At 38.2% G+C, this 26,786-nt stretch carries 26 protein-coding genes and 1 pseudogene; 17 read left to right on the top strand and 10 right to left on the bottom strand.

The annotated features are described in order from the left end of the window. Positions 1-222 precede the first annotated feature (222 nt). Positions 223-2,334 (bottom strand): bifunctional arginine dihydrolase/ornithine cyclodeaminase, encoded by a 2,112-nt coding sequence (locus ANA_RS10495; protein WP_015080042.1) that lies wholly within the window; start codon positions 2,332-2,334, stop codon positions 223-225. Positions 2,335-2,591: 257 nt separating this feature from the next. Here ANA_RS10495 and ANA_RS10490 point away from each other — a divergent pair, with 257 nt between their 5' ends. Genes ANA_RS10490 through ANA_RS10480 form a run of 3 tightly spaced genes read left to right on the top strand, consistent with a single transcriptional unit; the run spans position 2,592 to position 5,208 of the window. Beyond that, complete coding sequence (locus ANA_RS10490) at positions 2,592-2,849, top strand: antitoxin family protein (protein WP_235081798.1); 258 nt, start codon at positions 2,592-2,594, stop codon at positions 2,847-2,849. A 39-nt stretch (positions 2,850-2,888) separates the two neighbouring features. Continuing rightward, complete coding sequence (locus ANA_RS10485) at positions 2,889-4,334, top strand: AAA family ATPase (RefSeq protein WP_015080040.1); 1,446 nt, start codon at positions 2,889-2,891, stop codon at positions 4,332-4,334. Continuing rightward, positions 4,318-5,208 carry a hypothetical protein gene (locus ANA_RS10480; protein WP_051155175.1) on the top strand — a complete coding sequence of 297 codons (891 nt, stop codon included), beginning with the start codon at positions 4,318-4,320 and terminating at the stop codon, positions 5,206-5,208. The genes ANA_RS10485 and ANA_RS10480 overlap by 17 nt, the downstream gene beginning before the upstream one ends. Positions 5,209-5,294: 86 nt before the next feature. Here the strand turns inward: ANA_RS10480 and ANA_RS10475 are convergent, their stop codons facing one another. Both ANA_RS10475 and glmM read right to left on the bottom strand, forming a co-directional pair. Continuing rightward, a complete protein-coding gene (locus tag ANA_RS10475; protein WP_015080038.1) occupies positions 5,295-5,933 on the bottom strand; it encodes a peroxiredoxin in 639 nt (212 codons plus the stop codon). Between the two features lie 108 nt (positions 5,934-6,041). Beyond that, on the bottom strand, positions 6,042-7,478 hold the full coding sequence (gene glmM / locus ANA_RS10470) for a phosphoglucosamine mutase (RefSeq protein ID WP_015080037.1): 1,437 nt from the start codon (positions 7,476-7,478) through the stop codon (positions 6,042-6,044). A 210-nt stretch (positions 7,479-7,688) separates the two neighbouring features. On the opposite strand from glmM, the gene ANA_RS10465 reads away from it, so the two are divergent. The 8 genes from ANA_RS10465 (at position 7,689) to ANA_RS10435 (ending at position 14,075) form a co-directional block, all read left to right on the top strand. Then, on the top strand, positions 7,689-8,405 hold the full coding sequence (locus ANA_RS10465; RefSeq protein ID WP_015080036.1) for a biliverdin-producing heme oxygenase: 717 nt from the start codon (positions 7,689-7,691) through the stop codon (positions 8,403-8,405). Positions 8,406-8,607: 202 nt separating this feature from the next. Next, positions 8,608-10,500, top strand: a complete 1,893-nt coding sequence (locus ANA_RS10460; protein WP_015080035.1) for a GTPase family protein — start codon at positions 8,608-8,610, stop codon at positions 10,498-10,500. A 241-nt stretch (positions 10,501-10,741) separates the two neighbouring features. After that, positions 10,742-11,596 (top strand): bile acid:sodium symporter family protein, encoded by an 855-nt coding sequence (locus tag ANA_RS10455; RefSeq protein WP_015080034.1) that lies wholly within the window; start codon positions 10,742-10,744, stop codon positions 11,594-11,596. Positions 11,597-11,763: 167 nt separating this feature from the next. Beyond that, on the top strand, positions 11,764-12,105 hold the full coding sequence (locus ANA_RS10450) for a DUF1622 domain-containing protein (RefSeq protein WP_015080033.1): 342 nt from the start codon (positions 11,764-11,766) through the stop codon (positions 12,103-12,105). Positions 12,106-12,147: 42 nt separating this feature from the next. Beyond that, entirely contained in the window at positions 12,148-12,585 is a 438-nt protein-coding gene (locus ANA_RS10445; protein WP_015080032.1) for a YidH family protein, read from the top strand. Positions 12,586-13,217: 632 nt separating this feature from the next. After that, the gene (locus tag ANA_RS10440; RefSeq protein ID WP_083881455.1) at positions 13,218-13,457 is read left to right on the top strand and encodes a DUF6883 domain-containing protein; all 240 of its coding nucleotides are present in this window, start codon (positions 13,218-13,220) and stop codon (positions 13,455-13,457) included. Positions 13,458-13,697: 240 nt separating this feature from the next. After that, positions 13,698-13,808, top strand: a complete 111-nt coding sequence (locus ANA_RS28530; protein WP_371260403.1) for a hypothetical protein — start codon at positions 13,698-13,700, stop codon at positions 13,806-13,808. A 21-nt stretch (positions 13,809-13,829) separates the two neighbouring features. Then, positions 13,830-14,075, top strand: a complete 246-nt coding sequence (locus ANA_RS10435; RefSeq protein WP_015080031.1) for a DUF4926 domain-containing protein — start codon at positions 13,830-13,832, stop codon at positions 14,073-14,075. Here the strand turns inward: ANA_RS10435 and ANA_RS10430 are convergent. Next, a complete protein-coding gene (locus ANA_RS10430; protein ID WP_015080030.1) occupies positions 14,055-14,330 on the bottom strand; it encodes a hypothetical protein in 276 nt (91 codons plus the stop codon). The genes ANA_RS10435 and ANA_RS10430 overlap by 21 nt on opposite strands. A 243-nt stretch (positions 14,331-14,573) precedes the next feature. Between ANA_RS10430 and ANA_RS10425 the strand changes: the two genes are divergently transcribed. Then, on the top strand, positions 14,574-16,928 hold the full coding sequence (locus tag ANA_RS10425) for an arylsulfatase (RefSeq protein WP_015080029.1): 2,355 nt from the start codon (positions 14,574-14,576) through the stop codon (positions 16,926-16,928). 177 nt (positions 16,929-17,105) lie between these two features. On the opposite strand, the gene ANA_RS10420 is transcribed toward ANA_RS10425, so the two are convergent. The 3 genes from ANA_RS10420 to ANA_RS27605 form a co-directional block, all read right to left on the bottom strand. Beyond that, entirely contained in the window at positions 17,106-17,534 is a 429-nt protein-coding gene (locus ANA_RS10420; protein WP_235081796.1) for a putative toxin-antitoxin system toxin component, PIN family, read from the bottom strand. Next, positions 17,512-17,730 carry a hypothetical protein gene (locus ANA_RS10415; RefSeq protein ID WP_015080027.1) on the bottom strand — a complete coding sequence of 73 codons (219 nt, stop codon included), beginning with the start codon at positions 17,728-17,730 and terminating at the stop codon, positions 17,512-17,514. The genes ANA_RS10420 and ANA_RS10415 overlap by 23 nt, the downstream gene beginning before the upstream one ends. 140 nt (positions 17,731-17,870) lie before the next feature. Beyond that, entirely contained in the window at positions 17,871-18,869 is a 999-nt protein-coding gene (locus tag ANA_RS27605) for a hypothetical protein (protein WP_015080026.1), read from the bottom strand. A gap of 194 nt (positions 18,870-19,063) precedes the next feature. Here ANA_RS27605 and ANA_RS10405 point away from each other — a divergent pair, with 194 nt between their 5' ends. Both ANA_RS10405 and ANA_RS10400 read left to right on the top strand, forming a co-directional pair. After that, positions 19,064-19,291, top strand: coding sequence for an addiction module protein (locus ANA_RS10405; RefSeq protein ID WP_015080025.1), 228 nt, complete (start codon positions 19,064-19,066; stop codon positions 19,289-19,291). Then, positions 19,288-19,586: pseudogene (locus ANA_RS10400) on the top strand (type II toxin-antitoxin system RelE/ParE family toxin). Before ANA_RS10405 ends, ANA_RS10400 begins: the two are co-directional and overlap by 4 nt. A gap of 73 nt (positions 19,587-19,659) precedes the next feature. Here the strand turns inward: ANA_RS10400 and ANA_RS28525 are convergent. Continuing rightward, positions 19,660-19,935, bottom strand: coding sequence for a type II toxin-antitoxin system HicB family antitoxin (locus ANA_RS28525; protein WP_371260333.1), 276 nt, complete (start codon positions 19,933-19,935; stop codon positions 19,660-19,662). A gap of 54 nt (positions 19,936-19,989) precedes the next feature. Beyond that, entirely contained in the window at positions 19,990-21,129 is a 1,140-nt protein-coding gene (gene dctP, locus ANA_RS10390) for a TRAP transporter substrate-binding protein DctP (RefSeq protein ID WP_015080022.1), read from the bottom strand. 165 nt (positions 21,130-21,294) lie between these two features. On the opposite strand from dctP, the gene ANA_RS10385 reads away from it, so the two are divergent. The 3 genes from ANA_RS10385 (at position 21,295) to ANA_RS10375 (ending at position 24,308) form a co-directional block, all read left to right on the top strand. Beyond that, entirely contained in the window at positions 21,295-22,059 is a 765-nt protein-coding gene (locus ANA_RS10385; RefSeq protein WP_015080021.1) for a Uma2 family endonuclease, read from the top strand. A gap of 273 nt (positions 22,060-22,332) precedes the next feature. Continuing rightward, positions 22,333-22,956, top strand: coding sequence for a TRAP transporter small permease subunit (locus ANA_RS10380; RefSeq protein WP_051155174.1), 624 nt, complete (start codon positions 22,333-22,335; stop codon positions 22,954-22,956). Positions 22,957-22,964: 8 nt separating this feature from the next. Next, a complete protein-coding gene (locus ANA_RS10375) occupies positions 22,965-24,308 on the top strand; it encodes a TRAP transporter large permease (RefSeq protein WP_015080019.1) in 1,344 nt (447 codons plus the stop codon). A gap of 284 nt (positions 24,309-24,592) precedes the next feature. Here ANA_RS10375 and ANA_RS10370 read toward each other — a convergent pair whose 3' ends face one another. Next, a complete protein-coding gene (locus ANA_RS10370; protein ID WP_015080018.1) occupies positions 24,593-26,638 on the bottom strand; it encodes a pentapeptide repeat-containing protein in 2,046 nt (681 codons plus the stop codon). Positions 26,639-26,786 lie beyond the last annotated feature (148 nt).

The following is a 26,786-nucleotide window of genomic DNA, read 5'->3' as shown; positions in this document are numbered from 1 at the left end:
AATTGAGAAGGTAAATCTTGTAAATGAAAATTATGATTTTTTTCTTTCTCCAATTCCAATAATACCTTAGCTTTGATAGTGAGTACAGGAATAAATGGTACTGCTTATATTATATTTCTCTGTGTCCTCTGCGCCTGGAGCGTGAAAAAAACTTCCAAACCAAAGACACAAAAACGCCCAGAAAAACCCTTTGCGTCTTTGCGCCTTTGCGTGAGATATTTCTTAACCTACATTAGCAACATAAGGACTTGTTAACTTATCCAATTGCTGAGTTAACAGACTGAGGAACAAACCCACATCAGTCACCACACCTACAGATTCTATTGAACCGCGATCGCTCAATTTTGTCACCACAGCCGGGTTAATGTCCACACAAACCATCTTCACACCAGCCGGAGTCATATTTCCCACCCCAATAGAATGCAGCATGGAAGACAGCATCAAAATCATGTCTGCACCTTCAATGATTTTAGAATACTCCTGTTGTGCTAAAATCAAGTTCATTTGGGTATCTGGTAACGGACCATCATCCCGAATTGAACCAGCGAGGGAAAAGGGGATGTTATTTTTCACACATTCATACATCACCCCACTTTTCACCACTCCCGCTTCCACAGCTTTAGCAATGCTACCAAAACGGCGGATAGTATTAATTACTTTTAAATGATGCCTATGTCCACCCCGGACAGCTACACCCCGCTTCATGTCCACACCCAGGGATGTTCCCAGCAGGTTTTGTTCCATATCATGAACAGCGATCGCATTTCCACCCAAAAGACCCTGTACATAGCCTTCTCGCACTAAGCGACAGAGATGTTCACCCCCACCTGTGTGAATCACCACAGGACCTGCCGTAACAACTACTTTACCACCGCTATCCTTAATTTTACGTAATTCCCAAGCCACCTGTTCCACGACTAATTCCACTCGTCTCTCGCTGGAAACTCCAGAAGACATAAAGCTGAATTCTTGAGAATTGCGTTGTTCGCGTGATTCGGCTTTGCGGACGGTGCGAATACCCAATACATCTACAACTACTTTGTCGCCGATTTCTAAATCCCGGAGGAGTTTGCATTTTGCTACTATACCATTAGCAGTTGTGGAAATAGCGATCGCCCCATCCATGCGTTGATTTTGCACCTTCAGCCATTCTCCATTTACCCTGACTTCAGTGGGATAAATCGTGCTGACATAGAAATCATCAGGAGCTACACCCGCTTGAATCACAGGTTCTAACTTAGAATCGCGCTCATCTTGGGGTAAATCAACCGCACCCAAATCAATCAACTGGGAGATGATTTCTTCCATCACTTCGTGAGATGGTGCAGATACCCTCACCTCAGCCGCAGATGTACTTTGACGTTGTTCTCCCAAGTTGAATTTGAGAACTTGGAAACTTCCCCCCATTTCCACAATTAAATCTAAAGCGCGGTTAATTAAACCTGCATCTAGCAAGTGTCCTTCCATGCGAATGACACGACTTTCTACAGAAGCATTAGCGTGAATTTCCTCGCCAATAGGTTCTGTTACCCGCAAAGTCAAGCATTTAGCCGCCCCACCGGCTTTGAGAAATTCTGTTAACGGTGTTTCAATGACTTGGAAACCAACTTCAGCCAAACGTGATTTTAAATTATCACTAGCTTTGTTCATAATCACGATGCTATCCACATTCACCGCATTACAAGCGAAGTTAACAGCATCAGCTTCTTCAATAGCAATCCGCTTTTCCGGTGCGACGCGCATTTCAATCACGCGGTTAGAGTAGGAATCAAACGCGCCAGGATAATACAGCAAATAACCATTTGCCAAAGGACAAAAGCAGGTATCCAGGTGATAAAAACGCTCATCCATCAACCGCAGAGAAATCACCTCAATGTCCAGCCATTTAGCCAGGTAGGGGTGAGAATCTAATTCTGACCGGAAACCATATCCAGCCCACAACCACCGCCCTTCCCGGTCGAGGAGTGCATCACCAGCACCTTCAAAGGGGAGGTCTTTAGGAAGAGTGTAAACATTAAAACCATTATTCTCAAACCACTGTTGAAAATACGGTTCTTCACCTTGACGTTCTTTATGTAAAAAGCGGCTAAGAACGACGTTTTCACCAAGGACTAAACCCGCGTTAGCACTGAATACCATATCAGGCCAACCTTTCTCTGGGGCAACTAAATCAACAATGGCGTGATTTTTAATGACATTGTATAATTTATTCCATTGCTCTACGGCGCGATCGCGTGAGGACTTATGAATATTCCCTTCCATCCAAGGATTAATCACATAATCCACATCATAATGGTCAGGAGCGCACATCAAAAAACGAATTTGGGAAACCATAAAAATCTTGCTAATTTCTAAAATGCTACTAATGTCTTCTGGATACAGAGTTTTGGCGATCCAATTCTGTCAAATCTGCTACTTAACCTCTACCTTTTGTTCCTGGTAGGCTTTACAAGGATATCGTTATTATTCTATTACTGCTAGGGACAATGTGATAGGTAGGAGAGAAATGGTTGTGTTTGAATGCAATATTAACTTGTTAATTGATGGGTGATTCTGATTATTGGCTTAACTTGCTCTACAATAATTAAATTATGAAGTTTTCTATTATGCCCCCTACACTAAAAGCAATCTATCGTAACGGCACATTCATTTTGGAAACAGCCTGTAATTTACCTGAAGGTTCTGAGGTGGAATTACTCATCCAATCAAGTTCTGTTGTTTCACCTCCCATTTCAGATGTAGAAAGTAAACAACGTTTTCTCAAATCTCTAATTTCACGAATGCAGCAAAATCCGATTCCATTAAATGCACCTCATTTTACACGGGAGATGCTGCATGAAGGCTGTTAATACTAAAATGGTATTTTCTATTTGGAATATAGGCGAAAAATGAAAATCAAATTCTCAAACTTAGGTAGTATTCAAGAAACAGAGTTAGATTTGCGTCCTTTAACAGTAATTATTGGACTGAATAATTCAAATAAAACCTATATTGCCTATTCTACCTACGGTTTGTGGCAGCGTGCTAGAAGCAGTCTAAGCTTACGACGTGATAATAAATCAGAACTAGAACTTAAGCCCGAAGAACACGATAGGTGGTCGCTTAAAATAGATCATAACTTGCTTGATTTTTTTATCAGAGATATTGAAAAAACAGCAAAACGTTTTGGAGAAGACAAATATTTTGGTGTACAACAATTTTTTCAGGATTCAAGTCGTAAACTTTTCTCGACAACATCATTTGAAATGATAATTTCTCAACAAGAAGTAGAAGATGCTATCAATCAATTAATTCATAAAGATGCTATTCCTCTGACAGATGAAATTTCTCTTAAACTTACTCGTAAAGAGGATGTTTTATTCTTTGAAATTCAACCTAAAAATGAAGAACTAAGTAAAAATCAAACATTACATTTTACCAATAGATTTATCACCAATAGATTTATCTCTAGTGTTGCAGAAGTGCTTTTTTCTAATATTTTTCCATTTCCTGCTGAACGAAATGCGTTTATAAATATATATAAAATATTGGAAACTAAAAGATATAGAATTCTTAAACAAAAACAAAGAGAGTCATTTATCAACAGTACCTCTGAAGAGAAATTTGGCTTACCTCAACCGCTAATAGCAATAGATATCCGTTATCCACAACCAGTAGAAGATTTTTTAGATTTTCTATCTGAAATAGAACTTCAAGAAACAACCAAGATTAATTCAAGCAATAAAAACGAATTTCAGAAATTAGCAGATGAGATTGAAAAACAGCTACAAAACAAAAATAAAACTAATTTAAAACCTACTAAGCTAGGTGGAAAAGAAATAAAAGTTTTAGTTAAAAAAGGTTTAGAAATTGATCTATATAATGCTTCATCTTCTATCAGGCAACTTGCACCATTACTGTTATATTTAAGATATCGTGCAAGTAAAGGTGATTTTCTGGTAATAGATGAACCAGAGATGAACTTACACCCAGAATCACAAGCAAAGCTGCTGGAAGCATTATCTATTCTTGTTAATCTTGGTGTGAGAATTTTACTCACAACCCATAGTCCTTATGTTATGGCACATTTGAATAATTTAGTTAATGGTAATCATGAAAATCATGAAATATTAAAACGTCAATCTTCATCTTTATACCTTCAAGACGAAAGAGCATTTTTACATAAGGATAAAGTTAGTGCTTATGAAATGAAAGATAATAAATTAGTTTCATTAAATGATCCAGATTATGGTATAAGATGGGATACTTTAAGTGATGTTTCTGTAGATATACAACAAAAGTTTTTTGAAATTTATGAAGCAGGACAAGAAAAAGCAGATGAAACAGAAGAATAATCCTGCTCAAATTCTCAAAGACAAAAAAGATAAACTTGATTGGCAAAATTTTAACTTTCTAGAAAATCTCCTAGTTTTCTGTACAGTACCAGGAAGAAGCGTTCCTAAAGAAAGTGGAGTACATTTTCGGATAACTTTAGATTCTGAAAATCAAGCTATATGTATTTTGTTTGAAATAGATAGAAGAAATGATCCTCTTATTAGAAATCAAGCCTTAAAGCGTCCAGATTATATGTCTCTTTATCTTGATTCTAATTCTTGTATTTGCACAATTATTGAAATGAAAGGGAAGAATCACAACTCTTTAGAAAATGGAATTGAACAAATTTTAAAATTGAAAGAAATTTTACAAAATGAGATATCTAATCATTTACCTAGTAAACTAAAAATTAAATATCAAGGAATTTTATTAACTCCATATAATTCACAAATTCCATTTAAAAAAATAGCGGAGTTAGCTTCAAATGGCTTTATTATTTTACCTATTCAATATGATCATAAAGCCGAGTTATATCCTTATGTTTCAAAGTCAAATAAGATAACAGATAAGTATAATCATCAAGAAATTACTGAATCAATGGCTTTATTGATTGAAGATATTTTCACAAAAACAGCATTATCAAAACGTATAGAGGATGAATGTTATTCCAGAAATTTTGTAATTGAGAAGGATAGAAAAGGGATTTATATTAATTATTTATTACCAGATGCAACAAATTATATAACTTTATTATCGAATACAAAATTTACTGAAATTAATATAGATGAAAATGAATACAATGAGAAAATAAAAAATGAATTAGAGGCACTTAATCTGATAAATAGATTAGTAATAAAGTTTTTAAATAGGCAAATATCAGAGCCTAATAACTAACTTGTCTATTATACAATAAAACAAGTAATGGTGGGTTACACCGTTGCTAACCCACCCGACAATGAAATATTTACTGTTATGGAAACCTATTTGTTAGGTTGAGGAGTCATCCGCAAATAAGGTTTAATTTCTGCATAACCTTTAGGGAACTTAGCTTTGAGGACTTCAGGATCTTTCAAAGAAGGGACAATCACCACATCTTCACCATCTTTCCAGTCTGCGGGAGTAGCAACACTGTAATTATCAGTTAATTGCAGAGAATCAATGACGCGCAAGATTTCATCAAAGTTGCGGCCAGTGCTGGGAGGATAGGTGAAAGAAAGACGCAGTTTTTTGTTATTGTCAATGACAAACACAGAACGCACAGTGACAGTAGCCGCTGCGTTGGGGTGAATCATATCATAAAGTTCAGAAACCTTACGATCTGGATCTGCCAAAATTGGGTAATTGAGAGTGGTGCTTTGGGTTTCTTCAATGTCACCAACCCAGCCATTATGAGATTCTACATCATCAACGCTGAGAGCGATCGCTTTCACATTGCGTTTATCAAATTCTGGTTTGAGTTTGGCAACTGTGCCGAGTTCGGTGGTGCAAACTGGTGTAAAGTCAGCAGGATGAGAAAATAGTACCACCCAGCTATCACCAGCCCAGGCGTAAAAGTCAATTTCCCCATGAGTAGAGGCTTGAGTAAAGTTAGGTACTGTATCACCAAGACGAAGAGTCATGTAAGATTCCCTGTATTTTAAGAAAACATCTATATTCTACCGTGACAGTATGACACAAAAGACCGATTACCCCATCGGGCTGTCGCGGTTTGCAACAAAATTTTAAGTTTAAGCCAGGTGTTGTTCAACTTTTGCAACTAATTCATTTGTCCAATGGTGGACAAGTTCAGCATTAGCGGCCTCTACCATAACTCTAATTACGGGTTCTGTTCCCGAAGCCCGAACTAGGATTCTACCATGATCACCCATTGCTACTTCGGCAATAGCGATCGCTTGTTGCACAGGTTGACAACTTTCCCATCCTAACCGTCGTTCCCGATCTAATACTCGCACATTCCGTAAGATTTGGGGATAGGTTTGGAAACTTTGATCTACCATTTCTCCCAAGGAAAGATTAGCCTCTTTCACTACCGCTGCAATATGCAAGGCTGTTAATAAGCCATCCCCCGTCATGGCATAATGACTACACAGGATATGTCCCGATTGTTCTCCTCCCAACATTCCCCCAGTTTTCTGCATTTCCGCTTGCACATATTGATCACCAACAGCGGTACGAATTAATTTACCACCTATTTGTTCCCAAGCTCTTTCAAAGCCTAAATTAGCCATAACAGTGGAAACTATTAGATTATCTGGGAGTTGTTGTTTTTGTTGTAAATGGCGACCCCAAAGGTAAAGAATGTAATCACCATTAACGGATCTGCCCGTATTATCCACAGCTAAAACCCGATCTGCATCGCCGTCAAAAGCAAAACCCATATCGGCTTGATTGGCGACTACAGCGGCTTGGAGAATATCCAAATGTGTAGAACCGCAATTGACATTAATGCGATCGCCATCAGCTTCATTATGTAAACAAATGACCTCCGCACCCATTTCTGTAAATACCGCAGGTGCTAAACCCACCGCTGCACCCCAAGCTAAATCTAAAACAATCTTCATGCCTTGGAGAGTCAGTCCAGATGCTAAAGGTGTTTGGATAGACTGGCTATATGTTTTAATTAACTCTGTTCGTGAATAATGTCTGCCGCAATTATTTATGTTCAAATCGGGGGATAATTGACCTCGTAATCCCGCCTCAATTTCGCCTTGTAGGGCTTTAGATAACTTTCCACCCTGGGCATCAAAGATCTTAATTCCATTGTCTTCTGGGGGATTGTGGCTGGCGGAAATCATGATTCCCCCAATGGCATTGGTGATGCTGGCCAGATAGGCTACACAAGGTGTGGGGCATAATCCCAAATACCACACTTCTAAACCAGCAGCGGTTAACCCAGCACTCAAAGCCATGGCTAACATATCACTGGAGTTTCTGGAGTCTTGTCCCAGGATAATTGGTCCTAGATCAGTGGCATAATTACGGAGGACAATTCCCGCCCAAAAACCCACTTGTAAAGCCAAAGGTGCATTCAGTAAGTCTCCCACCTTGCCGCGAATGCCATCTGTACCAAATAAAGCGTTGGTTGGCAGTGGTATGGAATTGAACATCCCACTATTTTCAACTTCGGAAATGCAGCCTTGAGTTCGAGCCATTGATGAAACCATAAATTTAAAAACTCCACACAATCACACAGGAGAATAGCACTTTCTTCCATCATTCTTGACGTTAATAAAATGCCAAAGGAACTCATTGCTTAATTATTTTTAATATAAATTCTCATCAAATAGTTTTAATCTTACGTTTTAATGGGGTTTTTTCACCATTACGGACAGAAAACTTTCACAGTTAATTTTTTTACAGTTGAGAATTTTAATATGAGCAGCAATTTAGCAAGCAAATTACGCGTGGGTACAAAGAAAGCACACACAATGGCAGAAAACGTGGGTTTTGTCAAGTGTTTTTTGAAGGGAGTTGTGGAAAAAAACTCCTACCGCAAGTTGGTTGCTAACTTTTACTTCATTTACTCCGCTATGGAAGAGGAAATGGAAAAACACAAGCATCACCAAATTTTGAGCAAAATTTACTTTCCTGAACTTAACCGCAAGCATACCTTGGAGCAAGACTTAACTTACTACTATGGTTACAATTGGCGAGAGGAAATCAAATTATCTGCTGCGGGTGCGGCTTATGTAAACCGGATTCGGGAAATTTCTGCGACTGAACCAGAATTATTAATTGCTCATTCCTATACCCGTTATCTAGGTGATTTATCCGGGGGACAAATCCTCAAAAATATTGCCCAAACGGCGATGAAATTGGGTGAAGGTGAAGGAACTGCTTTTTATGAATTTGCAGATATTACCGATGAGAAGGCATTTAAGGCTAAGTATAGAGCCAATTTAGATGCTATGCCTATTGATGATACTACAGGCGATCGCATTACTGAAGAAGCAAATGCCGCTTTTGGTGTGAACATGAAGATGTTCCAAGAGTTGGAAGGTAATTTGATTAAAGCCATTGGCATCATGGTTTACAATGCCATGACTCGGAAACGGACAAAAGGTAGCACTGAATTGGTAACTGCGGAATAATGAATTGAGAAATATTCACTTTTTTCACAATATCTAGGGGTAACAGCCTTATGATTGTTTTCTATGGAGGAAAGCAACCAGAGGGAAGTTGCCCCTAAATTTTTATCACCTACCGTGAGTGTTATTTTCCTGGTAAATTTCCCTGGTAAAATAAGTAATAAATTACTAATCCAACATCCACAACCCAAAAAGTTATCAAACAATGATCCGTTTAAAACCCTGGCAATGGATAATCTTAGTTTCACCAATTGCGGTAATTATCTCCTTCCTTCTCATTTCCGCAGGAACGCAAATTCACGCTTGGGGATTAAGTTGGATTTGGGCTTTATTTACATTTGTATTTGTCGGTTGGCGGTGGTTGCTGGTACGCTGGACTAAACCGGCAATAAATCAAATTGAAGCTGTTTTTGCAGAAGTTCGAGAAGAATTAGAAACTACCACAGAGAATAATTTAGTCATCGAAACAGATAGGACTAAAGCAGTAGAAACCGCATTACAAAATATTCTCACCGCAGCCGCAAATGATTTACCTATTTGGGAAGATTGGCAAACTTTTTGGCGAAGATGTCAAGATTTAGTGGTAGCAATTTCTCATATTTATAATCCTCAAGTTAAATATCCGCTTTTAAATATTTATATTCCCCAAGTTTACGGTTTAATTCGGGGTACAGTAGATGATATGGATCAATGGATGCAAAAATTATCTCCTGTTCTCAATCAAGTTACCGTTGGCCAAGCTTATCAAACCTATGAAGTTTATCGTAAATTAGAACCATCTGCCCGTAAATTATGGAAAGTTTGGAATTGGGCGCAATGGGTATTAAATCCTCTTACTGCGGTGGCAAAAAAAGCTAGTGAAGGCAGGGGAAATCGCGCTTCTCAGGAATTATTAATAAACTTGAGTCAACTATTAAGAGAAGCAGCTTTGCGGAACTTATGTAAACAAGCTATCGCTCTCTATGCAGGAACTAAAATTGAATTACCTATCCCCACCCTACCCCAAGTTAAAACCCAAACCCTGCGGGACATTCTCACCCAAGCTGAACCCCCGGAAATCGTTGCCCAAAAACCCGTAAATATTCTCATTATTGGGCGCACAGGTGCAGGTAAAAGTAGTTTAATTAATACTCTTTTTCAAAATGAATTGGCTGCGGTTGATGTTTTACCCAGTACAGATACAATTCAAAATTATCATTGGGAAACAGAAAATGGGGAAACTCTCAACCTTTGGGATACTCCCGGTTATGAACAGGTAAAACGGGAAGATTTGCGAGATTTAGTCATTGATTATGCTATTAATGCTGATTTATTATTATTAGTTACTCCAGCACTAGATCCAGCTTTACAAATGGATGTAGATTTTCTCCAAGATGTCAAATCAGAAGTGGCAGATTTACCGATTATTACCATTGTAACTCAAGTAGATCGTTTACGTCCTATCCGTGAATGGCAACCTCCTTATGATTGGGAAAACGGAGAAAAACCAAAAGATATTTCTATTCGAGAAGCGACAAAATATCGCCAACACCTATTAGGAAATTTTGCTAATTTAGTTTTACCAGTCGTTACAAATGACCCAAAAACTAATCGCAATGATTGGAATATAGAAGCCTTATCTTCAGGATTATTAGCAGCAATAGATCCGGCTAAACAATTACGACTAACTCGCTTTTTACGGAATTTAGAAACTCGCACCACAGCAGCAGCTAATATTATTGAGCATTACACATTTCAGATGACAACTACCCAAGGAATTGCTGCATTACTAAAAAGTCCCGTTTTGCAATTTATTTCCACATTATCAACAGGTTCTCCTACTCTTGCTCATTTACTCGCAGAACAAATACCCATTGAACAATTACCCATAGTAATTGGCAAATTACAAATGGCTTATGAACTTTTTCCCCTATTAAATATAGACAATTCCAAATCCCGCAACTTTGATTTATTATCTCTATGGCCATTGTTGTTAGAAAACCCATCTACACCAGGTCGTAATGCTTGGGCTTTTGGTCATGCTTTAATAGAATATTGGACGCAAGATTTAACAATAGAACAATTGCGAACTAGATTTGATTATTATCTTCAGCAATGAGAAATTAAGGATTTTTTATGTAATTCTTTTATCCGCTTGAGTAGAAATTATCACAATAAATATTTCGGAGATATCTATGACCAGGGATAGTAATACAAAGTTGGGTTAAGAGATATTATTTGTTCAATAGTAGTTAACAAGTGACCCGAAAAATATCTTTTTTTCCTCTGCGGTTTAAGAAGTAATTTATCGAACCACAGAGGCACAGAGGACGCAGAGGAAAGAGGTTCAATTTCCAGCTATGCACCATCCTTTACTGTTGATTTTCGTTAAAATCACGATTTTTTCTTTGATGTTAGCCATAGGAAGCAATCTCTGTTTTGAAGAAATGCTTTCCCTATGGCGAAAACCTGCTTTACTATTCCGTGCGCTTTTAGCCGTTGTGGTGCTAGTTCCTCTAGTGGTTATTGTCCTGCTAAAACTGTTTAACTTACCCCCAGAAGTAATGACAGGATTAGCCTTGTTAGCGGCTTCTCCAGGTGCGCCTCTGACCACAAAACGAGCGCAAATGGCTGGATGTAGATTTTCCTACTCAGCGAGTTTTCAGCTAACCCTCGCTATACTTGCAGTCTGCGTTACTCCTATTACCTTGGAAATTTTTGTCACCCTATTTGAGAATATTTCAGAAAAAGTGACAATTTTAGAAGTTACCCGACAAGTGATCATGGTACAGTTATTGCCTGTCAGTATCGGTCTGTTGCTGCAAAAGTTTGTACCTAAATTTGTCGAAAATATCGCTCAACCTTTAAATTTTATGGCTAATAGTCTTTTTTTCGTACTGGTTGTTTTGGCTGGTATTTTAGGGATTCCCCTATTTTTCAAAGTTTGGGGATTACCAATGGTTGTTATTACCATCATGGTAATTGCCTCCTTAGCAATAGGACACAGTTTAGGAGGTAACAATGATGATACACGACCGATTTTAGCAATTTCCTGTATTGCTCGTAATGTTGGTTTAGCCTTGTTTATCGCTATTTTGAATAACGTGGAACAAAAGGTAATTCCCACACTCATAGCTTATGTAATTTTAGGAGCATTTCTAGGTAGTTTTTACTCAATTTGGAATAAACGCAAATTAGATCAACAACCTAGCTAAATGCGGTTTTTTCCGTTACATAATGGCGGTATAAATTATGTTTCGCGCAAAGACACAAAGGAGCAAAGACGCAAAGTTTGAGATTTGATATTTTCCAATTTAATACTTTGATTTACTAAGGCTATTGTAATTAATCTCTATGTCTGGAGCGTGAAAAAAGCTAAATTATGGCATTATTTGAACAGCTAGAGAGCGGGTTATCATTTGTTGTGACTTTGCTCAAATTCTTACTAGAATTAATTTCTGTTTTTTGTATTTTATTGGGTGTATTAAAAAGCGGAAAAATAGCGATTTCTCTAAATCATCATCATAGTCAAAACCGATTTCTGCAAATCCGGCTCAACTTTGGCATTTGGCTAGTGCTGGCATTAGAATTTCAATTAGGAGCAGATATTCTGTCTACAACCTACCATTCAACATTTGAGTCTCTAGGAAAACTAGGAATTGTTGCCTTAATTAGAACTTTCCTCAATTATTTTCTGAATCAAGAACTCAATAAACAACAATAAAAGTAATTATTCAGAGGTAATTTACAGGCACATCCTAACACAATGAATCAGCCACTTATCAAATCAGAAACACCTGAACAATTGTCTACCAACGATTTAGCCGAAGATCGGACAGAACTAGCTAAATACCGCAGTCGAGCAGCAGCAGATCGCACATTAATGGCGTGGATACGCACCTGTTTATCGTTAATTGGTTTTGGCTTTGGTATTCCCACCATTGTCAGAGCGATCGAAAATACTCGTCTGAGTCATCACCTGAACCCAGTCAGATTTTCGGTAATTGTGGGACTGTCTTTTATTGTTACGGGAATGTTGGGAATGGTTTTAGGGTTGAGAGAACACCGTAAGTTACTTAAACAAATTCAAAGCGATCGCTATACCTACGAAACTTCTCACAGTGCGGAAATTATCGGAGTGGCTTTACTTGTAATTGGCTTAGTTAGTTTTATTGGTGTGGTAATTCGGGCAATGAATTTTTGACTTTTGATTTCACGGTGGTACTACTTCCCCTTCTATTTTCTCTCCTTATTACGATATAAGGATGAGAATTTTTCAGGCTGATATTTTGTCATTAGTACCATCGTTTGGCCAAAATGTGTTGGCTATTTTCTGCCATTGAGTTTAGGAATAGGATAACCCCGCTAGAGAATTGTTAGACATTGCCAAAAAATTTGTGTTATATTTAACTTACTCCTTTTTTCCCACCCTAGTTTCATTCACGCTCGACGCTCGAATTCTTTGCGTGTGCTTCCACACCAAAAAGGTAAAACAAAGGTAAAACAAAGGTAAAACAGATGTAAAAAGGGTGGGGAGTTTGCAATGTAAGGATTGCAAAAGGATTTTAAGGAAGCAGCAGCAATGGTCAATTCGTAGCATTCACAACCTAACTTTAAGGCTGCGCCTTGAAGAAACACTCAATCACTGTATTGTAAGTACATACAGTTTTTTAGTGCTGGTCACGATTTACCAATTTTTATGGTGGTAATTTGTGATTGAGTTGTAATGCGCGAAAAACCAGAGTTGCAAATCTACAAAATTCGCTTCTCAATTTTTCTTTTGCAGTTAACTCTCTTCAAGGGCAGTCTCCAGTAAAATTAAGGAGAATGCTTCCGATGAAAATCCCAAATAGCGATCGCGCAGTAATCGAACCATCCAAGCTGACTGAGTATTTACTGAATACTGAACATAAACGTGGTGGGACAAAAGCGAAATTACTACTCCAATTTGGCTATTCTCCCGATAACTGGCAGCAGCTAGAATCAGATATCCGTAAGTTTCATCTAACTGTAGATGTTAATCTAATTAAAGAAACTGCTTATGGTACCAATACCTTAGTCAAATTACGAGGGTGAGATGATAATGCTTTAACCATGAACTCCCGTTCCTCGCTCTTGCTTGGCAAAAACAATCACCCCTAAAAATTCCTTAAAGGTTTCCGACAAGGATTTTTTAAATGTATTGACGGTAGGATAAGGGTTTTAGATTCTAAACTACCTTTTCATCGAAACGCTTATATATGATTATTTTTGCCGTTTTTGCCAAAAATTATCAAGGCTCTTATTTTGGCAATAGTATTGGGTACAAGATATGAAGTGAGCGCAAATCTGCTTACCCCTATTAACAGGCCACTCCTTGTTAAGACAGTCTGGCAAATAGATACAGGTACAGACTTTCCGCGATTGATCACTTTATTTCCTGATTAGCAAGCAATATTGGAGGCTGCAATGAATTTCACTCTTTACTCAGATGTAATCTTATTGCGTGATCTTGCCGAAGACAATGTATATGCTGGAGATATTGGCACAGTAGTTGAACAACATGATGTTCCCGGAATAGAAACAGGCTACAGCGTTGAGTTTTTCGATATGCTTGGCAATACTGTGGCGATTGTCACATTGCCAATGAGTTGTTTTCGCTTGCCAACTTGTGCCGATAGACCCGCAGTCAGATTAATGGCTAATATTGCCTAGTTTACACGCCTCTAAAACGACAATTCCTTCTAACGTTAATTCCCAGCGATCGCGTGGTGAATCTTGCTCTACAGAACGGTTGACTAATCCCCGATGGGCAAGATTTTTTAAAACTTCCATCATGTCAGGTTCTCTCGGAACATCTTGACGGGAAAGCGCATTCGCTAATTCATACCAACTCCATTGACCTTTTCCTTTCTCAACTAATTTTAGTAAAATAAATTCTAGCTGAGTTAATTGAGTCGTGTTTTTCATAACTAAATAGCCCTTTTTGCCAAAAACCCTCTCTATTTCTTCTCTCTCTGTGTTCTCTGTGCCTCTGTGGTTCGTTTATTCATTCATTTATTGGGATAGGATAATTTATTTACTGGAAGTCCCTTAATTAGTTTTCTTGGTATGGTAATTCAGTCCATAAATTTATCAATTAACCCCTCCTAAAGAGGATATAGAATTTCGGGGCTTTTGTTAAAAATTAAATATTCTCAAGAGGTCAGATTTATGTCTCTGCGTGAATACAAACCCGGAACTACCTTCCCTGGAGTCATCGGTCGGACAGTTGATAAATCCAGTCCAGCTTGGCCAGAACCATTGCGGGCAAAAGAAAATACACCAAACGTCCTATTTATCGTCTTTGATGATACAGGTTTTGGACAATTTGGAAGTTACGGAAGTCCCATCAAAACACCCAACCTAGACACACTAGCCGCCAATGGTTTACGCTACAACAACTTACACACAACGGCACTGTGTTCTCCCACCCGTTCTTGCCTTCTGACTGGGCGCAATCACCATTCTAACGCCATGTCCTGCATTACAGAAGGTTCTACAGGTTATCCCGGAGGTAATGGGAATATTCCCTTTGAAAATGGGTTTCTCTCAGAGATATTACTCCAGAAGGGTTATAACACATACTCGTTAGGAAAATGGCATTTAACCCCCTCAGACCAACTTTCAGCCGCAGGCCCCTATGATCGCTGGCCTCTCGGTCGTGGATTTGAGCGTTTTTATGGCTTTTTGGGCGGAGAAACCCACCAGTATTATCCAGACTTGGTTTATGATAACCACACCGTTAAGCCAGAAAAGACCCCCGCAGAAGGCTACCATTTAACAGAAGATTTAGCAGACAAAGCCATTAGCTTTATCGCTGATGCCAAGCAGGTTGCCCCAAATAAGCCTTTTTTCATGTATTTTTGTCCAGGGGCAATGCACGCCCCCCATCATGTCCCCAAAGAATGGGCTGATGCCTATGCTGGACAATTTGATGATGGTTGGGAAGCTTACAGAAAAAAGGTTTTTGCCCGTCAGCAAGAAATGGGGATTGTTCCCGCAGATGCCGAACTTTCTCGTCATGATCCCGATGTCCCGCACTGGGATACTCTCTCAGCCGCAGAAAAACGGCTTTATGCCCGGATGATGGAAGTATATGCTGGTTTTTTAACCCATACTGACTATCATATCGGTCGTTTACTCGATTTTCTTAAATCTATCGGTGAGTTCGAGAATACCGTCATTATGGTGATTTCAGACAATGGTGCAAGTTCCGAAGGGGGACCAACCGGTTCAGTAAATGAAAACCTCTTTTTTAACAATGTGCCAGAATCCCTAGAGGAAAATCTCAAAGCATTGGATAAATTAGGCAGTGCCGAAACTTTTAACCATTATGCTTGGGGCTGGACTTGGGCAGGGAATACACCTTTCCGGCGGTGGAAACGGGAAACCTATCGAGGGGGAATCAGCGACCCTTTAATTGTGCATTGGAGTCAGGGTATTGAGGCTAAAGGGGAAATTCGGACTCAGTACGCTCATGCTATTGACCTTGTACCGACGGTGCTAGAATTACTGGAAATTGCACCACCGACAACGATTAAGGGTGTGACTCAATCTCCCATTGAAGGTGTCAGTTTTGCCCATACTTTTAATCATAGTACCGCACCTACTAAGCATATTACCCAGTATTTCGAGATGATGGGACATCGTTCTCTTTACTATGATGGTTGGCGGGCGGTTTGTCCTTGGCCGGGGCCTTCATTTACGGAAGCGGGGCAGTTTTTTGGGGAGGCAATTTCGGCGGAAACTTTGACGGATTTGGATACTCATCATTGGGAACTGTATCACGTTGCCTCAGATTTTGCGGAAAATCACAATATTGCGGCTGATAATCGTCCTAAGTTAATAGAGATGATTGCCACTTGGTATATTGAGGCTGGCAAGTATAATGTGTTGCCTGTGGATGGACGTGGCGTGCAACGATTCGCGGAAGAACGCCCGCAAATTGCTGTCAATCGTAGCCGCTATGTTTACTATCCTGATACTCAAGCGATTCCCGCCGGTAGTGCGGTGAGGGTGTTAAATCGTCCCCACAGTATTACGGCTGATGTGGAGATTCCCCCAGGTGGCGCGGAAGGGATATTACTGGCACACGGAGGTAATGATAGTGGCTATTCTTTCTATGTCCAAAGTGGTAAACTGCACTGGGTTCATAATTATGTGGGGCGATCGCTGTATCATGTTGAATCTGGGTCATCTGTGCCGGTAGGTCGTCACCAGTTGCGCTTTGAGTTTAAGGTCACGGGACAACCAGATTTAGCCAAGGGAAAAGGAACGCCAGGACGCGGCCAATTGTATATTGATGAGAATTTGGTCGGGCAAATTGATGTGCCTGTAACTACTCCTTTAGCATTAGGTTTGACCAGTGGTGTCACCTGTGGAATTGCCCCTGGTGCGCCTGTTACACCGGATTATGAACCGCCTTTTAAGTTTACGGGTAAGATTTATAGTGTGATGGTGGATGTTAGTGGTGATTTGATTCAAGATCGGGAAGCTGAAATGCGGACTATTATGGCGCGACAGTAAGGATAAAATACTTTGCAGGGTGGGTTATCTTACCCACCATTAATCAAGTTATTCATATTTACCTAGAATATTAAATATTGTTTCGCGCAAAGTCGCTAAGGAGCAAAGGCGCAAAGAAGAAAATAAGGTTTTAGTCAATATCTCCTAAGTTACGAAACTTTGGTTTTATTCTCCATTTTATGAAAAAATTTCTAAAAATTGGGTAGCTGTAATAATATCAACTCCTCTAAATGGATGAAGTTCTAATAAATCTTTATCTCCTGTAATAATATGAGTTGCATGACCATTAATAGCAACTTCTAGAAATTTGTCATCCTTTGGATCTCTACATTCTTTAATAATCTTGACTATTTCCACTCCTTCTGATTCAAGTTTTAATTTGGCTAAGAACTGAGTACGAATACTCAAAGAAATATATTTATCGAATTTTGAGCGATTGAGAATTTCTTGTAGTTCTTGAAAAGTTGCCTCTGAAAATAACATTGTTCCTAAATTCTTGGCTTTTTTTAATGCCACATCAGGAACAGATGATTTAATCAAGACTGCACTCACTAGAATATTTGTATCAATAACGAAACGTAATTCATCCATTCTGAAGAATCTCATCTAAAATTTCTTGAGTTAACCCTCTGTCTTGAGCTTGTTCTTGCATTTCTTGAATAATGTCATCTAGGGATTTATCTTGAATAATTGATTTGAGCAAATCGTTAATAATGGTCTGAATTTTTTGCTGTTTTTGTGGTGCTGCTTCTTGATAAGCTTTGGCTATTTCAGCATCAACTTTAATGGCAATTGTTTCCATATTTTCAGAAGAAGAATAAGTTACACTTGTTTAATTATAGCATTTTACATTATATAAATACAGGACTTACGCAAAACAGAAGGATAGCGATCGCTTTCAGGAATCTCACAGGCGATCGCAACTACCATTTTTTAATTACTCTACTGTAACCAACCCTTCACAACTGCTTTCACAACTTTGAGATATTTATTCTCTAAAATGAACTCGTCAATTGCCGTATCTCCTGCTTCCTTTAATGCAGCAATTGCACGTCTTTTTAGATCCGGTTTGCTTGCAATGTTAATGTAAGCAACCTGTTCTGGTTCAGTTGCAGTCGGATTCCTTTTTTCAAGCTGTTTCAAAAGTTCTTGAATTTCAGCAGCAGTTTCTGCAAGAGTTTTCTTCGGTTCAGAGGTACTGCTATTAAAAGCATTATCTACCTGTGAACGGCTAACAATTGTGGAATTACTAACATTTTCAAATTTATCACCCATAACTAACTCCTTAATAATAACTTCCAGCTTTTTTTGATCAATGCCATTTTTTATAACTGTGCATAGTCTTATGATTGAATTTCCATACCGTTCAGCCTTGACAGTATTATAACAATTACTCTGATTAACAGAGCATAAATAATAACCCATCTGAAGTTTACGATTAAAATCAATAAGTTGATTATTGAAATCAAGAAGACATCCATGAGTTTGATAATGAGCTTTAACTTTAGTGTATGCACCAAGCAAAGCACAAATTACAAGATGAAATAAAGCATGGCGTTGAAGAGAGTAATCATATTTCTGCTCAAGAATACCCCATGATATAAATTGTAGAGAAATAGTAGCCGTACACGGATAAGAATCTTCTGCGTTTGCTCCGGCTATGAACAAATTGACGAAACCATGATCTAAAGCAGTGATTACACCATCATATAAAGCAATTAGAAGATCATCTGCATTTAATCCCATTTGTTTTTTCTGAGAATCCAGAAAGTTCAAAATTTCAAGATAATCAGCAATCGGCTTTTTTAAGGGTGACTCGCTCCCACCTTCTGGAGGCAGAAGATAGAATTTGAAGTCTGATTGGGTTGAGTTTGCCTCATTCAGAAAGTTTTCAAATTCACTCTCATAATGGTAGTGTGGGATAATAAGTACCTTCGGCATTATAACTAAATCTTTTTTCTGTAGATCATCAATATACAGCTATTATACAAAATTAGTCCACACAACTACCTGATCTTCTACGTAAGTATAGTCTTTTCAGCATATTCCTCATTCATATACAGAAATTTTCCCTACAAGATTCAAAAGCCCCAATGTTATAAAATAGATAAAATCTCACCCCTCACTCTATACTCATGAGTCTCCATCCCCTCTTAAAATTTGATATTTCTGAACTCAGCATTGCCGAACGTATCCAACTTGCTGAAGATTTATGGGACAGCATCTTAGAACAGCAAGAAGAACTTCCCTTGAGTCAAGCACAACAACAAGAATTAGAGCGACGGTTAGAAAATTATAAAAAAAACCCTACAAATGGTTCTAGTTGGGAAGATGTTAAGAAACGGTTAGGATTTTCCCAATGAACTATAACCTAATTATTCAGCCAGAAGCAGAATACGATATCCAAAATGCTTTTGAATATACGAATCCCAAAATCCGGGTTTAGGTTCGGAATTTGTTCGTGCTGTTGATGCTTGTCTGTCTGGAATTGGAAGACAACCCCTTGCTTACCAAGTTACCTATAAACAGGTAAGAAGAGTATTAATCCGCCGATTTCCTTATGTAATTCTCTACATTTTTGACCAAGATACTGTTTTTATATTTGCTTGCTTCCATGCAAAACGCAACCCAAAACAGTGGTTAGATAGAATTCAATAAAATTTCTCTTTGTTCGTAGCGTGTCAAGTTTTAGATTAAGGCACAAAATATAGAAAAATTTTAATATCATCTTCTAATCAAATTCTAATGAATCAACATTAACGAGTAAGCAACCTTCAACGGCTTCATATAAATTTTGTAGTAATTCTTCAAAAGTATCTCCCTGGGTAGCACAACCGGGAATAGCAGGAACTTCTGCCCAGTAACCTGCTTCTTCTTTGTGAATAATGACTTTTATTTTCATCTCCTTCATCACATCCCAGCCTAGATAATTTTTTAGCAACTTCTCTATACTCAGGGGAAACGCATCTAATTTTTTTTGACAAAATGCCACTTGTATGTATTTCACAACTTCGATAGAGACGTTTCATGAAACGTCTCTACATTATAATTTAGGAAATTCTCAATTCCCTGCTTTCATCTTTCCATAAGCATAACGAACAAAACTGCCTTCATTGAGATTGTTCCACGCATACATCCGATCTCTAAAGGGTTTCCACTGTTCATAAACGGCTTTAAAATCAGCGTCTTTAGCTGCAAACTCATCATATAAAGCAAAAGAGGCTTTTTCCGCAGCTTCCAAAATTTCCTGACTATAAGCACGTAGTTGAGTACCCGTTTTTAATAGTTTCTCTAAGGACTCATTATTGCGGACATCATAACGAGCTAACATTGTTGTATTCGACTGAAATGCAGCAGTTTCTAATGCTGCTTGGTATTGCGGTGGTAGCTTTTTCCATTCGTCTAAATTCACTTGTACTTCTAAAGTTGGACCTGGTTCCCACCAACCTGGATAATAGTAAAATTTAGCGACTTTATTTAAACCCAGTTTTTCATCATCATAGGGGCCTACCCATTCTGCCGCATCAATAGCCCCTGTTTGTAAAGCTTGAAAGATTTCCCCCCCTGGAAGAGTCTGCACAGTTACGCCTAATTTAGCCATAACTTGCCCTCCTAAACCGGGAATTCGCATTTTTAGGCCTTTGAGATCATTGAGGGTTTTCACTTCGTTGCGAAACCATCCCCCCATTTGTGTCCCCGTATTTCCCGCAGGAAATTGAATCACATTAAATTTACTGGCATAGATTTCTCGCAGTTTGGTTAAACCTCCGCCTTCATATAACCAAGCGTTTTGTTGTTGGGCATTGAGTCCAAATGGTACTGATGTACCAAAAGCGAGGGCAGGACTTTTACCAATATAGTAATAAGCGGCAGTATGTCCAGCTTGTACAGCACCTTGGGAAACCACATTCAGAACTTCTAAACCGGGGGCTATTTCTCCAGCCGCACGGGGTTCGATAATAAATTTACCGTTAGTGAGAACTTTGACACGTTCTGCTAATACCTGCGCTCCACCAAATATAGTTTCTAAGGACAATGGCCAACTTGTCGCCATTTGCCATTTTATTGTCGGTAGATTACTGGTGTCGGTTTGAGCGGTTGCTGTTTTATTTTGAGCTTTTTGACAACCACCAATAATTGCTACTCCTGTGGCAGCGATCGCACTTTGAGATAATCTGTTAACAATAGCTCGGCGTTTCATAAAAGTTACTATTATTGACTAACTGGAGGATTTCACTACAATATCATGTTTGATTTGATTGTGTTAATACACTGAAAACTTATTATTTCTTATAATTTTGCCAATTGCTGATCATTTCCGATTAGTATAAAAATATTAAGTAATTTCTAACTAAATTTAACGGCTATGTTAGAAACTGTTTTAGCTGAACCTAGCATTAAACTGCCACCCACCCAGGCAGAACTTCCTTGTGATGATGGTATCCCCATGGAGACACAAAGACATAAATTCCAAATGGATATTTTAATTGATACCATTCAGCCTTGGTTAGAGCAAAGGACTGATGGATACGTAGGTGGCAATATGTTTGTCTACTACAGTTTAGCACAATTGAAAAATCAAGATTTTCGAGGTCCAGATTTCTTTGCTGTTTTGGGTGTACCGAAAACAGAACGATTGTCTTGGGTAGTTTGGGAAGAAGGAAAACCCCCAGATGTAGTAATTGAATTACTTTCAGAAAGCACATCTAATAATGATAAAAATCAGAAAAAATTGATTTATCAAAATCAAATGCGCGTTTCTGAATATTTTTGGTATGACCCGTTTAACCCAGATGATTTTGCAGGTTTTGATCTTAACAGTGGTGCATATCAACAGATTGCTCTAAATGATAAAAACCAACTGATAAGTAAAGTTTTAGATTTAGCTTTGGTACGTTGGGAAGGTAATTATAGAGGCGTTGATGCCACTTGGTTACGCTGGGCAACTTTGGACGGTGAATTATTTCCCACTTCTCAAGAAATGGTAGGAATTGCACAACAAAGGGCAGAACAAGCTGAATTGCAATTAAGGGCAGTTGCCATTAATTTGTTACAGAATGGAATGTCTATAGAACAAGTGGCACAATTGACAAATTTAGATATTTTGGAGGTGGAACAATTGATGAATTAATAGTAAAAATTCACTAAAGTTTTTCTCGTTCCCATACAGAGTATGGGAACGAATTCCAGAAGGCTCTGCCTTCAATAACAGCAAAGGCAGAGCCTCCGTTAAGTCATTCCCAGTCAGAGACTGGAAACGAGGTAAAAGTCATTTTTAGATGACTAAACACTGGGAAAATTTCTGAGTCTGTTTTAACAGACTTGAGCTATTAGACAGGGAATTTATTCCCTGGCTGACTGGCTGACTGTATTCTCAAGTCTTACCTTTAATTTATTATGTTCTATGCGTGACTCAAGCAGATTTTCTTTAATTCGTAAACTCTTAAAATTTTCGCAGTTTATTGACAATGGTGCTGATAAATTGGGATGGTTATCGAATTGGCTAGTTTTACTAACAATTGGAGTTGGTTTTTTTAATGTTGTCGCCCGTTATATGGGTCGCTTCATTGGCGTACAATTGTCTTCTAATGCCTTATTAGAACTGCAATGGTATTTATTCTCTCTCACATTCTTATTCGGCTTCGTTTATATTTTACGTCATGGGGAAAATGTCCGCGTTGATTTTCTCTATACTAATATGAGTGAAAAAAAACGCGCCTTAGTTGATTTTGTGGGAACAGTTTTATTTTTAATTCCCTTTTGTCTACTTGGTATTTGGGTAACAATCAATCCGGTTTTACAATCTTGGGGCAGATTAAGTGACGGTAGTTGGGGAACTTGGGAAATATCTTCTGACGCTAATGGTTTACCCCGCGCCCCAATCAAAACTATGGTTCCTATAGCCTTATTACTGCTGCTTTTGCAAAGTATTTCTCAAGCAATTAAGTATTTAGCAGTATTATTAGGCTATCAACAAGTAGCGGAACAAATTCGTTTAGAAACTTCAGAAAATATCAATATTGAATAGGAGAAAATATGGGTTTTGAATGGTTAGCAATTTTAATGTTTGTCGGCTTTTTCTTTATTCTTATGAGTGGCTTTCCTGTCGCTTTTTCCTTTGCCGGCACAGCCATTGTTTTTGGACTTATTGGTACAGCAGTTGGGGCTTTTAATCCGGCGCGTCTCCTCCTATTACCTAATAGTTGGTTTGGCACAATGTCCAACTTTACCTTACTTGCTATTCCCTTCTTTGTCTTTCTGGGTGCAGTTCTAGAAAAGTCAGGATTAGCAGAAGAATTATTAGAAACTATCGGCATTATTTTAAGTCGTGTCCGGGGAGGATTAGCTTTAGCAGTTGTTTTAGTGGGAACTGTTTTAGCAGCCACAACTGGAGTCGTAGCCGCCACAGTAATTGTCATGGGAATGTTATCATTACCGTTAATGTTACGCTATGGCTATGATAAAAAATTAGCTTCAGGAGTTATTATTGCTTCTGGTACTTTAGCCCAGTTAATTCCTCCCAGTTTAGTTTTAGTGATTCTCAGTGATCAAATTGGTGTTTCTGTGGGAGATTTATTTTTAGGGGCATTAATTCCCGGATTAATGTTATCTGGTGCTTATATTCTCTATATTTTAGGACTAGCTTTTTTTCAACCGGAAAAAGTCCCAATGATTCCTGATGATGTGGTAATTCCTCAAGGGACTCAATTAATTAAACAAGTTTTCAAAGCTGTTGTTCCGCCGATTATTTTAATTTTTGCAGTGTTAGGAAGTATATTCTTTGGTGTAGCCACTCCCACAGAAGCGGGGGCTGTAGGTGCTGTTGGGGCTTCTATTCTCGCCGCTTTTAATAAACGTCTCACACCACAATTAATTCGTGATGCTGCTCATTCTACCGCAGTAATTACAGCTTTAGTTGTGATGATTTTATTCTGTTCTTCGATGTTTAGTTTGGTGTTTGATGCTTTGGGTGGCAAAACTCTGATTACTAATTTATTAGTAGGTTTACCTGGAGGATATTGGGGGTTTTTAATTGTTAGTAATATCGTGATTTTTATTTTGGGAGCTTTTTTAGAATTTATTGAAATTTGCTTTATTGCTATGCCTTTATTAGTACCAGCAGCCCAAGCTTTAAATATTGATATGGTGTGGTTTGGTGTGGTTATGGCAGTGAATTTACAAACCGCATTTATTTCTCCACCTGTGGGATTTTCTTTGTTTTATTTACAAAGTGTTGCCCCTAAAGAAGTGAGTACATTGGATATTCATAAAAGTGCGATTCCTTTTATGGTTTTACAGTTTATTGTCTTGTTAATTGTAATTATTTTCCCGCAAACAGTTCGCTGGTTAATTGATATTTCAGCAACGACTGGGGTTTAAGGCATTTTTGGGCGGTTGGAAACCGCGTCTACACGGGCAAAATCTGCCTACGCAGGTTAAAAGATTTCTTTCTTATCATAAGCTGTTACGCAGCTAAATTTGATAACCATAATTTACTTGAACTTTGTGGTGCGGGCATCTTGCCCGCTAGAATTATACAAACTAGGCGGTTAGAAACCGCGTCTACACAGACAAAACCCACCTTCGTGGGTTAAATTCCTCTTGGAAGGACTTTGTTTGTATAGCCGCTATATAATCAATCTTTTAGGCTAAAAAATGGGTTTCTAACTTAAACCTAAAAAACCAGCAATTAACGGTAATAACTTACCACATTCTTCAACTAATTTGGCCGCCGTTGGTAAATTAGCAATTGTTCCTTTTAACATTGTGATTGCTGTATCTGCTAAATCCTGTTTTTCTTGAGGATTTTGGGCGGCTTCTGCTAAAGATTTGACTTGTTTTAAGGCCTTTTCTTTGTCTTTTGCTGTTAAATCAGTATCAGTTTCAATTGCGGTTTTTAATTGTGTCAATAATTCTTTAATTCCTGGTTTATCGGGTTCGGGTGCTGTTGCTAATTCATTAATAGTATTTATGACTGTACCACTGATTTCACCTAAATTCAAAGCTTGTCCACTGGCGTTAAAATCTCTACCGATATTACCAATTTCAATTTTACGGCTAGAATCATTATTCACGTTGTTAATCTCCTGTATAATCTTGTTTTCAATACTTGTCTGTTGATCTGCTAATGACTTACTTATATTAACAAGTTCTGAGTAAAATTGTTTAATATCTTTTATTTGCTGTTTATGATCGTCTATTCGCTCATCCTTTGCTTGTAAAAGTGATTTATATTTTTCTTCAACTGCTGCTAATGCTAATTGATAATTTTCAGTAAAATCGCTGTGAATCTTTTCTTTATTCGCATTCTCAGGAACAGCAACTTTAACAACAACTACCCCATCACCTTTATTTTCAATACTTTGGATAACTAATTCTGTATCTTGATTTTCAACTTGCACTTTTTTGAAAGCAGTAATAAAAGCCTTCCAGTCAATACCATTACGGAAAATTAAATCAACAGTATTTAAAACCTCTTCAAATAATTTAGTAAATTCTCCTGGTTGAAATTCTCCACTACTCGGACGACGTTCCCGGTTATCTGTTCCCGGTTTGGGATCTTCTAAAAGATAGACAAAACGACAATCTACATGATCTAATATCGTTGTACTTTCAATATTCCAAGCTTCCACACAAGCACCTGTCATTTGAGCTTTGGTGAAATTAGTACCAATGGCTTGAGTAAGAGTCAGATTTGCCCATTCTAAATTAGCTTCTTGAAAGGTGGCTTCTATAATATCAGCATTTTTAAAATTAGCTTCTTTCAAGTCTCCACCTATTAGGTTTGCACCTCTGAGGTTAGCACCAATATAAGATTTATTTCTACCATTTAAAGTAATAAGCAAATTGAGAACAGCAGGGTTACTTAATATGGTATTTCCCGGTCTAGCAAAATCGAGTTTTTTGGCCTCATAAAAACGAGTGCGCGTTAGATTTGCTTTTCTGAAATCCGTGTTTTTCAGGATTGCACCAGTAAAATCAGCGTCAGTTAAATCAGCACCATAAAAACTTGTGCCTCCTGTTGCAGCAAAAGCAATAGCATAAGAGCGAATCCAAGGATCTCTTTCGTCTCCCTTTAAACTACGCCAGCCGATATAAGCACTAAAAATTACAAAAACTACAGCGACGGGAAATACAAAACAGTGTTTCAATATAACAGCAAAGATCAAGGCAAAGAAAATGGTAAAGAAAATGGCAAAAATAAAGGTGAAAGCGAAGGAGAAGACAAACGTGAAGGTTACAGAACAGGTGACTACACCAGTAAAAGCCAAAACAAGTAATCCCATTGAAATTCCTTGTATGGGTGAAGCCGAGGTAACAGCCGAAACTGCTACGACACCAAAGGCGACGGCGACCATTCCTAAACCTGCCAATAAACCTTTACGAGCAGTAATGATACAAAAAATAGCTAATGTAATGAGTGCGACTATACCAGCGATTATATTTTTACTTAAAGCAGAGGATAACAATACAGCAGAAACCGTGGAAAAGAACCCTGATAGCGCTGACAGTAACAACGTAATTATTAGTAACCCAATTATCCAACGTCCTTGTAGTCCAGCCTTAGTGCCTGTAAAATCAGCACCTTTAAGGGTAGCGTTGGTAAAATCTACTCCTCTAATATCAGCTTGACTAAAGTTCGCACCTGTCAGGTCTTGACCTTTAAAAGAGCGTCCCTGAAGATTTTGACCGCTGTAGTCTGGTGGCATAATCACATCCGCAAGAGATTATCTGTTAAATTGTACACTTATTTGCGAGTATTATTCCAGGTTTTAGTCAAATTATGTTAAATTTTGTGAAAATTGCTTATTACTACCTATGCCAGAGATAAAGACTGAAAATAACCAGTTGAGGATT

The sequence above is a fragment of the Anabaena sp. 90 genome (assembly GCF_000312705.1).
Lineage (GTDB): Bacteria > Cyanobacteriota > Cyanobacteriia > Cyanobacteriales > Nostocaceae > Dolichospermum > Dolichospermum lemmermannii.
This window is presented reverse-complemented; position numbering and strand designations above follow the sequence as displayed.